This window comes from Chitinophaga polysaccharea (genome assembly GCF_007829335.1).
Classification (GTDB): domain Bacteria; phylum Bacteroidota; class Bacteroidia; order Chitinophagales; family Chitinophagaceae; genus Chitinophaga; species Chitinophaga polysaccharea_B.
In genome coordinates this window covers 107,740-120,982 of sequence record NZ_VIWO01000010.1, presented here as the reverse complement: position 1 = coordinate 120,982, position 13,243 = coordinate 107,740, and the positions used below count along the sequence as shown (strand labels likewise).

Below are 13,243 nucleotides of genomic sequence, written 5' to 3'. Positions count from 1 at the left end.
GAGATTAAATTCGTCAACGTATATTTTCTGCCATTCCCGGAATTGGGTAAGCAGGGTATCTACCTCGTTAAATTATTTGATCAGGGTAATATTGCCTTTGAATTCAAATGTTTGCCCGTTTTCACAAACGGTTTGCATAAAGAAAACATAGGTGCCTATGGGCGCTCTATTGCTGCCCCGGCGTCCATCCCAGCCAGCGGAAGGTACATTCACCGGGAAGTGATGATTCTCAAATACCAGGGTGCCCCAACGGTCATAAATACGCAGCCAGGCTACTTCTTTCACACCCTTTCCTTTGGGATATATAAATTCATTTCTGCCATCCTGGTTAGGCGTAAAGGCATTCGGCATGTAGATGGCGCTTTGATTACACAGCAGGTGAATCGTTACGTCATCGCTGGCTTTACAGCCATAGCGGTTGGTAACTTCCAGCTGGTAACGGGTGGTAAGGTTGGGCAGCACCTGCACCTGCGCACAGGTAGGGCAATCTACGCCATCTGCCGGCGACCAGCGCCAGCTCACCACATCGTTGCTGGTAACACTCCGGAGATATACCGGGATGCCCGCCATAATTTCCCGGTCGGGTCCTACACTCACCGTAGGACTGGGATGTACTGCTACCGTCAGGGAAGTATGGTCGGAGAAACAGCCTTCTTTATCATAACCGGTTACCTCGTAAGGATAGTTGCCTGTAGCCGTTATGTTTGCCACCGGTGCGGCATCTGTCGATTGACTGATACCGGCGCCCTGCCACTTGTAATAGTCTGCCCCCGTAGCCCACAATGGAAGCTTATCTCCCAGGCATAATACGGTATCAGGAGTAGCTTGTATTTTAAATGGCTGTACTACCCGAAGGTCTACTTTATCCGTGTTCACACAGCCGTTGTTGTCAGTCACCTTTACCTCGTAGGTGGTGGTCGTCAGGGGGGTGGCCTTTGGCTCGGCGATATTGGCATGATCCAGCCCCAGCGCGGGCGTCCATTCATAGGTGCTGCCACCGCCTGCGTGCAGTTGGGTGGTATTACCCAGGCATACAAATGGGGAAGGCGTACTTGCCTTGATATCGGGTAAAGCCAATACCTGCAATGGATGTACGATGTGGTCAGTACAGCCTTCTGCACTGGTAACGGTGAGCACTATGGAAGCTGCACCGGGCTGATCGTACGACTGGGCAACAGGTTGCTGTGAGGTGCTGCTATGGCCATTTCCCATGTCCCATGCCCAGGTTACATCTGTAGCCTTGGTAACGCTGCCGCTGAAACTGATCGATATATCTTTACATACCTGGTCGGGACCCGATATAGCGGCTAACGGTTTCGGGTATACGTTTACCGGCACTTCCACGGTTTGAGTGCAGCCATATTTGGTGCTGGCTATCATGCCAAATTTGTAGGTGCCAGGTTGGTCCAGGTAAAATTCAGGTGTAGTGGTCGTAATATTTTTAGGCGTCAGCGATGCATCATAAGTCCAGGTAAAAGTGGGAGGGATCTTCATCTCTTCCACGGAATAACTGTTGAACACCGGCGCAAAGGTAAGCGTACCCTGATCGCATATTTTATCCGGCGTAGGATGCAGCTTAATATCCAGCTGGTCGATCACAATAGGATGATCCAGCAAGGCGCTGCCTTTACAGCCGGCATCATCTTTCAACAGCAACCGTGGCTTGTATATACCGGGTGCCGTGAAATGGTGTTTTATTTCCAGCGCGGTGGTCTGCTCTACGTTACCATCAGCAAAGTCCCAGCTGAAGGTGGTAGCATTTTCGGGCTTAATTGTAAACAGAATTTCCTTTTCCAGGCAGCCTCCTTCGGCACTGGTTTGGATAGCGGCATACGGGCCTTTTACCACCATCACTTCACTGTATTCGTCTTCGGTGTCTGCATCACCCTTCACTTTCAGCGTCACTTTATAATGCCCCGATTCTACATAGGTATGATTGGGAGATACCTGGTCGGAAGTGGCGCCATCTCCAAAATCCCATACACAGGAGCTGAAGTTGGTAGAGGTATTGGTAAAACGGAACAGCATAGGCGCACAGGTGCCGCCATTCACAAACGAAGAAGTATAAGTGAATCCCGCAGCCACGGCAGATACTTTAATGCTCTTCGTTTTTTCATCGGTACATCCATTGTCATCGGTCAACTGCAGTTTCACGGGGTAAATACCCTTGTTTGGATATTGATGAGAAAGGGAATAGGCTTCATTACTGGTGGTGCCATCGCCCAGGTCCCACTTGTAACTGACAATAGTGCCACCGGTTTCAGTAGAGGAGTTATATAAATTCACGTAATCGCCTGGCTTGATCAGGTAGTAGTCGGCGGAGAAGTCAGCATTGGGTCCGTTTACCTGTAAATATTGCTGGTTATAGGTGTTCACGCAACCATCGTTATCAGTGACCGTAACGGAAGGCACAAAATAACTGCCGGCTTGTTGGTAGGTATGTTTAAAAGGTCCGCTGGTAAATGATTGAACGGGTGTGTTATCTCCCCAATTCCAATCCCACTTTTTAATGCCACTGCTATGGCTAACATCTGTATTGTCTGTAAAGGTTACTTCTGTTCCCCTGCATTGAATTTGTCCGGGGAGATGATAACCGGCAACAGGTCCTTTTACATTGATCTCAATATCATTGCTGGGATGGTAACATCCTACCTTATCCACGATTTGAAGGCCTATCACATGTTTGCCAGGGGCAAGTCCGCTATAGGTATAGGTTTTATAATCAGCGTATCCATAACCGCCGCCACCGTCCAGTTCCCAGCGGGCGGGATAATAGGAGTCATGAATGCTGGCATCTTCAGAAACGATACTGGCCACCACATTGTCATTGCTGCACAACTTTGTTTTATTGGTGGTAATCACCACCGGGGAAAGGGCAATGATAGTAACGGTATGACTGATATGTGTGGTGCAATGTCCATCAGAGGTAGTGAGCTGTATGGTATAGGTACCGCTTTTATCATATTCATGGGTAACGATATCCGTGTGTGTGGTGTAGCTGGTTTCTTTGCCGTCGCCCCAACTCCATTTCCAGCTGGTGGCGCCCAGGGAGTGCTCGGTAATGCTAACGGTAGTACGTTTGGAACAGTCAACCGGGTTGATATCAAAGCGGGGGAATGGGTTCACCGCGGTGATATAAGCCTTTTTGGTAATCTTATTGCGGCAGGTTTCATTGTTTACCACCAGGGTCACATCGTAGGTGCCAGGTTCGGAATAGCTATGGGTAACCGTGCTGCCGGAGGCATATCCGCCATCGCCAAATTCCCAGTACCAGTCGGTGCCTACATCTGACTTATTGATAAAGGTAGCGGGAGTATTGCCGCAAATCTCCGGTGCATCCGGAGAACTGAAGTCGGGGGTAGGCTTTTTATAAACAGCCACTTTATCGGTCAGGTAAGCCGTTCCGCTACAACCATTAACCGTAACATAGTCCATTGAAATGGTATAAAATCCGGCCTTGGCATATTCATATGTGGGCGTAGCTTCGGTAGAGGTGTTGCCATCTCCGAAATGCCATAAATAGGTCTTTACCTCGTCGCCGGTACTGGTATATGCGTAAAAGTTGGTAGACAGGTTTTCGCAGCCATTGGTCGCAGCTGAGTAGATGCGGACTTCTGTTTTGCGGATGTTCAGCCACAGGCTGTTACTGATACTACATCCGTCTTTACTGGTGGCCATCAATGTTACGTCGAAATAGCCCTCCTGGTTATATACGTGGGTAGCATTCGCAGTAGTAGCGGTACCACCGTCATTGAAATCCCATTTCCAGGCGATGGCGCCGGTGCTGTTTGCCTTGAAGTCCACGGTAGCCGGCACATTACAGATCAGCTTATTATCGGTAACCGGTTGTATCGTAGGACTTTGCTTTACATCCACTGTTTTTGTCACCACATCGGTACAGTTGCCATACTGGGCGGTTACCTTCACCGTGAGTGGGCCGGCAGCGCCGTTGTAATAAGTGGCGTAGTCGGAGTTAGACCAGTAAGGAGAGCCGTTAAATTCCCAGATGGTACTTTGTGGCTGCACAGGAGAAAAAACAGCCCTGTAATCACTGCTTTGGCCGCTGCAGGCCAGCGTGGGCACGGTCAGGGTGGTGGCATAGTTGGCCACATTGATATCGTTGACCGTTTTGGTGCCGGTGCAACCCCGTTCGTTCGTTACCGTTAGCTTGATCTGGTGAGTACCTTTGGTGGTAAAGGTATGCTTTCCCGGGTCTTTGAGAGTGCTGGTACTGCCATCATCAAACTCCCATTTATAGGAAAGGGTGCCCGTGCCAGTCGAAGTATTTTGAAACAGTACATCCACGGGGGCTTTACAAAGCATTTTATCTGTTACGGTGAAATCAGCCTGGATAGCCGGTGCTACATCAACGGCCTTTTCCATTGTCTTAAAGTTCGTACATCCGTAGCTGTTAGTTACCGTCAGGATAACATTATAGATGCCCGGTACGGTGTAAGTGTAATTGGCGGTGCTGCCTGCATTCAGTGCCACGCCGCCATCTCCGAAATCCCAGCTGAAGCTCTGGAGGGTACCATCGCCTGGTTGCGACTTATCGGTGAAAGAAGTGGCGAATGGCGCACAGCCCTTGTTGGCGGAAACTACAAAATCTACTTTGGGCTTAGACCTTACATGAATATAATCTGCTTTTGTTACTGTTTGGGTGCTGCCATCAGCGTAGGTTACTTTCAGGGTAACGGTATAGTTGCCCGTTTGTACATAGGTGGCGCCAGGGTTTTGTTTGGTAGCGGTATTGCCATTGCCGAAATCCCACTGCCAGGACACAGGACTGCCGGTGGACTGGTCGGTGAAGGTAGTCATCACAGACTCACAGTCGCTTGTTACCGAAGCGGTAAAATCAGCCTTTTGTTGTCCTTTTGCTGAAATAGCTAAACATAAACACACACATAAATTCAGAAAAAAAGAGGCAACAAATGAGTGCTTGACAGGGTACAGGACCATCGTACAATAGGTATATGCGCCAAAAGTAGGGTATTTTTACGGATAATTTCCGGGAGAAAGGGCCTAGAGGAGGCTGTCTTAACCATATAATTAATGCTTAATTTTAATCCACTTAAAAGCAGCCGATTATGTCACAATTGTTCAGTCCTCTGTCATTGAGGAAAATTACCCTGAGAAACCGTATCACGGTGTCGCCTATGTGTGAATATTCTTCTACGGATGGATTCGCCAACGATTGGCACCTGGTACATCTCGGTAGCCGGGCGGTAGGAGGTGCAGGACTGGTACTCACCGAAGCGGCGGCTGTTTCACCGGAAGGCCGCATCTCTATTCATGACCTGGGTATCTGGAGCGATGTACACATTCCGATGCTGCAACGCATTACCGCTTTCATCGCCGCCCAGGGGGCCATACCCGGGATGCAGCTGGCTCATGCGGGCAGGAAAGCCAGCACAGTACGCCCCTGGGAGGGCAGCCACGCTTTACCGCGCTCAGAAGGCGGATGGCAGGTAGTAGCCCCCAGCGCTATTCCGTTCAACGACGTATATCCCCAACCGGAGGCCCTTACGGAAACAGGCATACGTAAAATACAGGATGATTTCAAGGCCGCGGCTATACGTGTTTACCAGGCAGGCTTCCAGGTACTGGAACTACATGCAGCGCATGGCTACCTGTTGCATAACTTCTTATCTCCACTCAGTAATCAACGTACCGATGAATACGGTGGCTCCTTTGAAAACAGGATCCGTATGGTACTGGAAACCATCGCCGCACTGCGCAGCGTATGGCCGGAAGAATATCCTTTACTGCTGCGCATTTCCGCCACCGACTGGGCAGAAGGGGGGTGGAACCTGGATGAATCGGTGAAACTGGCCACTATCGTGAAAGATAAGGGAGTAGACCTGGTCGATTGTTCTTCCGGAGGCCTGGCCGCCCATCAGAAAATAAGTATTGGTCCGCTATATCAAACGCCTTTTGCAGAAAGGATCAGAAAAGAAGCGGGCATTGCCACCGGCGCGGTGGGACTGATCACTACGGCGCAACAGGCGGCGGGTATTATTGATGAGGGCAAAGCAGATATGGTGCTCATGGCGCGGGAACTGTTAAGAGATCCTTATTTCCCGTTAAGGGCCGCGCATGAATTGGATGCGGCGGTGAAATGGCCGGTGCAATACGAACGTGCGAAGTACCGGAAATAAAAAAGGGGCTGTATCATAAAATAAATGATGCAACCTCTTTTTTTATCAACATAATGTTGGTTTGTCAGGATCGTCTAAAGTGCTAAGCTGTTTTCCTCTTTGCTGCGTTTGCCTGCGCCCCTTTCATGCCAAAGAGCGCCCAGATAAATGAGATAGCTGGCGAAGGCGTCGAAATGAAGGGACAGGATAATATTAAAAAGCATTAACCGGTTTTTTAATTGTGAACAGATAGTAAGCGCCGAGCAGGAAGCAGAGGATCACCGCAATGGCATGGGCGTACAGCGCATTAGTAAACTGGTGCGCATCGTTCAGCACAATCAGGAAATCGGTTACAGGGATGATACCCATACAGATCATGAGCCAGCCTAGCGCCCTGAACTCCTTATTCAACAGTAATACTAGCATAAGCAAACCACTGGCAAAATCGCGGATCCCTTTGATGTAATGGAAGGCGAATACACTGTGTTGGCCGGTATGAACGCCGTAGCCGGCTTCGGCAGCAGCAGGTGTCAAGAAGAATAGTGTTCCAATGTAGATTAACATGGCACCGGAGAAGAAGCTGGCAATGTAAGCGGATTTACGAAGGGTGTTATTCATGGCTTTGTGTTTTAATTAGTGATTGTTTGTTTTCACAAAGCTATTGCGGCAAAAGTCCCGGTTTGTTCACCCTGGTTAATAAATTCACTCTGCCAGCCTTTTTCTGATGCGGCTCAATGATGGTGGTTTGATACCCACGTAAGATGATATGTAATATTGTGGTACGCGGGAAGCAATTTCGGCATACTGGTTCAGGAACTGTAGGTAGCGCTGCTCCGGACCGTTGTTGTACAGTGAGTTTACCTTTCTGATGGCCTGTACATATAGGAACTCGCATACCAGACGGCCAAACTTCTGCCCTTCGCGCACATGCGTATATAGCTCCTGCAAATCATTCCAAGAAATGCATAGGATGGTGGAGGATTCAAGACACTGGATGCCACTTGTGGAAGGCGAATGATCCAGAAAGCTAGCGTAGTTACAGGTAAACTCCATCTCTTTGTTGAAGTCGAGCGTTAAATCTTCTCCGTTTTCGCGGATGGAACAATACCTTACAAGGCCGCTTTGTATAAAGCCTACCTCGCGACATACCTGTCCCTCGCGGAGAAAGTAGTCATTTTTTTTATATTTTTTGATAATAAACCTGGAGGAGATCCATTCTTTTTCTTCTTCTTCCAAGTGAATAAAGTAAGATATGGCATTAATAAGCTGTAGGTGCATGTCCGTTAAGTTTCAGATGGTCAAGATTCGAAGATATGAATATCTTCCTCGCAACCAGCATGAGGTAATTAAAATCAGGGAGAGGTTCAATTTAGAATACCTTACATACAATACTGAAATCGACATCTATTTATAACCGTCAGTCCATCGAAGTAAAAAAATGCAAGTTCAAAAAGACAACCAGCAATGGCGATGAACAAACGATGGTGACCTACGGGGCTAAAACACACGAGGGGGTGTTCATTACGGCAGATATGCCATGAGAAGAGGCTGCATCATTTATTTATGATACAGCCTCTTCTTACCCGTTTATTTTAATATCGTTTCTATCGTGTCCAGTTCTTCTTTGCTGAAGCTGGTATTTTTCAGTGTATCAAGATTATCGTCCAGCTGCGCTACAGAGCTGGCGCCTATCAGTACGGTGGTGATCCGTTTGTCTTTCAGGATCCAGGCCAGCGCCATTTGTGCGAGGGATTGCCCGCGTTGCTGCGCCAGAGCATGGAGCTTTTTCACCTTCTCAATTTTCTCCGGTGTTATGTCGTTTTCTTGCAGGAAGCCGGAAGGCTTGCTGGCGCGGGATCCGGCAGGGATGCCGTGCAGGTAACGATCGGTTAGCAGGCCCTGGGCCAGCGGCGAAAATGGAATACAGCCTACGCCATTAGCTTCCAGTACATCCAGCAAACCGCCTTCTACCCAACGCTCAAACATGCTGTATTTCGGCTGATGAATTAAGCAGGGTGTACCAAGCGATTGCAGTACTGCCAGGGCGGCCTTGGTTTGCTCGGCGTTGTAGTTGGAAAGTCCCACGTACAACGCTTTCCCTTGCTGAACAACGCTGTGCAGCGCGCCCATGGTTTCTTCGATGGGCGTATTCGGGTCGGGGCGATGGGAATAAAAAATGTCTACATATTCCAGCTGCATACGTTGCAGGCTTTGATCGAGGCTGGAAATAAGATACTTGCGGGAGCCAAAGTCGCCGTAAGGGCCGGGCCACATGGTATAACCGGCTTTGGACGAGATGATCAGTTCATCGCGCAGGTGCCCGGAAAAATCTTTTTTCAGTATGCGGCCAAAGTTTTCTTCTGCACTGCCAGGTACCGGGCCGTAGTTGTTGGCCAGGTCAAAATGGGTAATCCCTTTATCGAAGGCATGCCGGATAATACTGCGTCCGTTCTCAAAATTATCTATTGAACCGAAGTTGTGCCATAAGCCGAGTGAAATAGCTGGCAGCTGGATACCGCTTTTACCACAACGCTGATAAGTCATGTTGTTGTATCTGTCGGCTGCAGGAGCGTAATGCATGGAATTTTAAATTTTAGGCAACCAAGATAAAAAATAAAAGGGAAACATACCAGCAGGTACATTTCCCTTTCTATACGATGGAAAACTGTTTAGTGCGTAACTTCTTCTACCGGTACCCGGGAAGAAGCAAGTTGCTTCAGTTTATTACTTTCTTTCAGCTTGGCAGGAATCGGGCGTATTTCCCATACAATGCCCAGTAAACCCAATACTTTGATAACATAGTAGGTAATATCTACTTCCCACCAGTAAAAACCTTGTCTGGCCGCGCTTTGGTAGTAGTGGTGATTATTATGCCAGCCTTCTCCCAGGGTAATCAGCGCCAGGATAGCACTGTTGCGGGATTCATCTCCGGTATAATATCTTTTATTACCAATTTTATGCATGAGTGAGTTAATGGTGAAAGTACCATGGTATAATAATACCGTGCTGAGGAAAAAGCCGATCAACAGGGTAGAGAGGCCGGCCGACCAATCAAACCAACCGGTACCATTTACTTTATTACCTACAAAGTATACGGCGATAGCCAATACAACAGCAGGCACCATATGCCATTTGTTGAGCCATAATAATTCTTTCGCTTTATGGTCTTTGATCAGGTCAAAACGGGTTGGCTTGTATTCCGGACCCATAATCCACCCAATATGGGCATACCAGATGCCATATACATTTGCCGAATGAGGATCTTCCGGCGTATCGCTATGCTTGTGATGGATACGGTGATTGGCAGACCACCATAATGCGCCCTTCTGTAAACTGCTCTGCGCTCCGCCCGCCAGGATAAACTGGAAGAATCGCGACGTCTTAAATGCGCGATGCGAGAAATACCGGTGATAGCCGGCTGTCACAAAAAACATGCGTACTACGTACAAAACTCCGCATAAAATCCAGTCAAATGCTGTTGTACCAGTGAAAAACGCTAACAAGGGCACTGCGTGAATACCCAAGAAGTCTACCTGATGCCACCAATTGGGTGGTTGTCTGTCTTGCTTGATCGCCTTATTCATTCCACAAAGATAATTTCCGTCTGTTGTTAATTCTATGATTTAAATCATTCGGGCAAAGTTAAGTGCTTTTCCCCGTTTTTTTGCGGTCATGTTCTGTCGAACTTTTTATACCCGGATGTGTTAGAGAAAAATGAATACGATCGTTTTATAACATTAAAATAATCTTTATGTCACAAATTATCTCCGGCATCCGGAACAACCTGAAGTATTGGTGGCTGTATTTGCTCAACGGTATTATATTCCTGATCGCAGGAGGTATTGTTTTTTCCAACCCTTTCAGCAGCTATGTGCTATTAAGTATCTTTTTTAGCATTACTTTTTTTGTGACAGGGATCTTTGAAGTATCCTTTGCGCTCAGCAACCGTAAACATCACACCGGATGGGGATGGTCCCTGACATCAGGTATTGTGGACGTAGTAATCGGCATTATCCTCATGCTGTACCCGGCGGTGAGCATGGCAGTAATCCCGTTATTCCTTGCTTTCTGGTTTATGTTTAAAGGTATTAGCCTGATAGGGTTTTCGATACAGCTGCAAACAGATGGTATCCCCAATTGGGGCTGGTTACTGGTAGGAGGGATAGTACTTATTATTATCGCCATTTTTATACTCGATAATCCCGCCCTCGGTATTGCCGCCATACTGGGCCTCATGGCCGCAGCTTTCTGGGCTACCGGTATCCTCAGCATTATTTTCGCCTTCCGGATAAAGGCTTTTAAAAAAGCGCACGATCTTTAGCGTAAAAGCAGAAAGCAAAAAGCTATTGTAGCGAATGACCAAAGCATAGTTTAACAATTCGCTAAGATCATTCGCTACAATAGCTTTTTGCTTTCCGCTTTTTCAGTATATTCGATTTAGTTAAATCTAATCGCTCCGATGAAAATCAACAAAATCTATGCTATCGCGTGCTTGTTACTGAGCACGGGAGTACAACAGAGCATGGCCCAAACGGCACCGGTATATGACCAGCATGAAGCTTTCGCTCCCCTGTTTTATCCTGCACCGGGCAATGAATACCGCAGCGCCGGCGGCCAGCCCGGCCCTAAGTATTGGCAAAATACGGCGGACTATAAAATGGAAGTGACCCTCGACACCACCCAACACCGGATCAGTGGTTCCGTACTCATCACCTACAAGAATAATAGCCCCGATCAACTGCCCTTTCTATGGTTGCAACTGGACCAGAACATTTACCGCGAAGGTTCCCGTGGTTCCGCTACAGTGGCTGCTACCGGTGAACGGTTTGCCAACCGCAGCTTTACACAGGGATTTGAATTGAAGGCCGTTAACCTGGTCGTAAATGGCAAAACAATGGCTGCCAACTACCTGGTAAATGATACCCGCATGCAGATACGCCTGGCAGACGCAATGAAAACAGGCGCCTCACTGCAAATAAAGATCGACTACGCCTATACGGTTCCCGAATACGGCACCGATCGCAACGGACGGCTACGTACACCCAACGGTTGGATCTACGAAATAGCCCAATGGTATCCCCGTATGGCAGTATACGATGATATCCTCGGCTGGAATAATATTCCTTACCTGGGAGCGTCTGAATTTTATCTCGAATACGGCAACTTCGACTACAGCATCACGGCTCCAGCCAATATGCTGCTGGGTGGTTCAGGTGAACTGGTAAATGAAGCGCAGGTATTGTCGCCCAAAGAAATCAGCCGCCTGGCCAAAGCCCGCAACAGCGAGGAGACGGTAATGATCCGTGATAGCGTCGAAGTAAAGAATAACACGGCTAAAGGCAACCGTACCTGGCATTTCGTCTGCAAAAACTCCCGCGACGTAGCCTGGGGCGCCTCTTCCGCATTCGTATGGGATGCTGCCCGCATCAACCTGCCCGGCGGTAAAAAAGCCCTGGCCCAGTCGCTTTATCCACCTGAAATTGGCGGCAGCAATGCCTGGGGCAGATCTACAGAATATGTGAAAGGCTGTATTGAACATTACTCTAAAACATGGTTCTCCTACACTTACCCCGTAGCTACCAACGTAGCCGGTATCGTAGGCGGAATGGAATATCCCGGTATTGTTTTTTGCTCCGCAAAATCCACCAGGGGCGGCCTCTGGGGCGTTACAGATCATGAATTCGGGCACAACTGGTTCCCCATGATCGTAGGCACCAATGAGCGTAAATATGCCTGGATGGATGAAGGCTTTAATACTTTCATCAACGGGATCTCTACAGCGCAATTCAACAAGGGAGAATACAACAGTCCGCAGAACGCTCAACGCATGGCCGCCCTGCTGTTTTCACCAAGGGCAGAAGCGATCATGAATACCCCTGATGTGATTGACTTGTCGTACAATGGCGTGGCAGCTTATTTTAAACCTGCTATGGGATTGAACTTGCTGCGCAATGAAATTTTAGGACCCGATCGTTTCGATTATGCTTTCCGGGAATACATTAAGCGCTGGGCATTTAAACATCCTACGCCGTGGGACTTCTTCCGCACTATCGAAAATGTTGCAGGAGAAGACCTCAGCTGGTTCTGGCGCGGCTGGTTCTTCAGCACCTGGAAACTGGATCAGGCAGTGAAAGGTGTACAGTATGTTAAAAATGATCCTGCACAAGGGGCGCTGATTACCATACAAAACCTGCAGCAAATGCCGATGCCGGTAGTTGTCGCAATAAAAGATGTAAACGGTAAAACAGATACGGTACGCCTGCCGGTAGAAATATGGCAACGTGGCGCCAGCTGGACTTTCCACTATCCGTCTACGGTAAAACTGAGTAGCGTAGTGATTGATCCTGCCGGTAACTTTCCTGACATTAAACCCGCTAACAACAGCTGGAAAGCAGATACCGGTATCCCTGTACCTGCCGGTACTACAGGTGCTACTGTGCTGAAGCGGTATATCGATGCCATTGGTGGCGCCGATAAATTAAAAGGAGTAAAAGACCTGGTGCTGGATGAAGAAGGAGATGTTTCCGGTACACAGATGGAGCTGCACATCAAAGCTACCCCCGACAAACGCCTCGAAACTGTATACATTCCCATTGCCAGTCTCACTGCCATGAAACTGTTGATCAATGGTAATGAAGTACGCATAGCCCGCAGCGGACAGGAAGTACCCCTTTCTGCCTCCGACAAGGCTATCCTGAAAGATAAAAACCTGCTCTTCCCGGAACTATATTTTGCAGCACCGGAGTATAATGCCAAGCTGGAATTATCGCCCACCATGGAAGATGTAAACGGTGCGCCGGCCTACGTGGTAAGCATTGCCACGCCCAATGGCGCCCTGGTAAAAAACTACTACGATGCCAAAACCGGATTTAAAGTAAGAAGCATCGCCCTGGTAGGCCAGGAAAGCGGCGGAGGTAGCGAAACCACCACCGATTATGCCGACTACCGAGAAGAAGGCGGTATCCTGATGCCGCATAAAATGCAGTCAAATATAGGGGGATATAATAATAGCCTCACCCTGAAAAAGGCCGTGATAAACGGTGGTTTGAGTGATGAGGTGTTTAAGTGGTAAGAAATTCTTTTTATAAGAAAAAGCAGTTGGTATA

At 48.2% G+C, this 13,243-nt stretch carries 8 protein-coding genes; 3 read left to right on the top strand and 5 right to left on the bottom strand.

Going from position 1 to position 13,243, the window contains the following annotated elements:
- Positions 1-72: 72 nt before the first annotated feature.
- Positions 73-4,902: a PKD domain-containing protein gene (locus FHW36_RS26250; protein ID WP_186452606.1), complete on the bottom strand. Its 4,830-nt coding sequence runs from the start codon at positions 4,900-4,902 to the stop codon at positions 73-75.
- 185 nt (positions 4,903-5,087) lie between these two features.
- On the opposite strand from FHW36_RS26250, the gene FHW36_RS26245 reads away from it, so the two are divergent.
- On the top strand, positions 5,088-6,158 hold the full coding sequence (locus FHW36_RS26245) for an NADH:flavin oxidoreductase/NADH oxidase (RefSeq protein WP_145673616.1): 1,071 nt from the start codon (positions 5,088-5,090) through the stop codon (positions 6,156-6,158).
- Positions 6,159-6,350: 192 nt separating this feature from the next.
- Here the strand turns inward: FHW36_RS26245 and FHW36_RS26240 are convergent, their stop codons facing one another.
- The 4 genes from FHW36_RS26240 to FHW36_RS26225 all read right to left on the bottom strand — a co-directional run bounded on the left by FHW36_RS26240 (position 6,351) and on the right by FHW36_RS26225 (position 9,721).
- The gene (locus FHW36_RS26240; protein ID WP_145673614.1) at positions 6,351-6,755 is read right to left on the bottom strand and encodes a DUF4267 domain-containing protein; all 405 of its coding nucleotides are present in this window, start codon (positions 6,753-6,755) and stop codon (positions 6,351-6,353) included.
- 84 nt (positions 6,756-6,839) lie between these two features.
- Positions 6,840-7,415 carry a Crp/Fnr family transcriptional regulator gene (locus FHW36_RS26235; protein ID WP_145673612.1) on the bottom strand — a complete coding sequence of 192 codons (576 nt, stop codon included), beginning with the start codon at positions 7,413-7,415 and terminating at the stop codon, positions 6,840-6,842.
- A gap of 309 nt (positions 7,416-7,724) precedes the next feature.
- Positions 7,725-8,717 carry an L-glyceraldehyde 3-phosphate reductase gene (gene mgrA / locus FHW36_RS26230; protein ID WP_145673610.1) on the bottom strand — a complete coding sequence of 331 codons (993 nt, stop codon included), beginning with the start codon at positions 8,715-8,717 and terminating at the stop codon, positions 7,725-7,727.
- Positions 8,718-8,806: 89 nt separating this feature from the next.
- Positions 8,807-9,721 carry an acyl-CoA desaturase gene (locus FHW36_RS26225; protein ID WP_145673608.1) on the bottom strand — a complete coding sequence of 305 codons (915 nt, stop codon included), beginning with the start codon at positions 9,719-9,721 and terminating at the stop codon, positions 8,807-8,809.
- Positions 9,722-9,888: 167 nt separating this feature from the next.
- Here FHW36_RS26225 and FHW36_RS26220 point away from each other — a divergent pair, with 167 nt between their 5' ends.
- Both FHW36_RS26220 and FHW36_RS26215 read left to right on the top strand, forming a co-directional pair.
- Positions 9,889-10,458 (top strand): HdeD family acid-resistance protein, encoded by a 570-nt coding sequence (locus FHW36_RS26220; protein WP_145673606.1) that lies wholly within the window; start codon positions 9,889-9,891, stop codon positions 10,456-10,458.
- A gap of 138 nt (positions 10,459-10,596) precedes the next feature.
- Positions 10,597-13,209: a M1 family metallopeptidase gene (locus FHW36_RS26215; RefSeq protein ID WP_186452605.1), complete on the top strand. Its 2,613-nt coding sequence runs from the start codon at positions 10,597-10,599 to the stop codon at positions 13,207-13,209.
- The last annotated feature ends 34 nt before the right edge of the window (positions 13,210-13,243 follow it).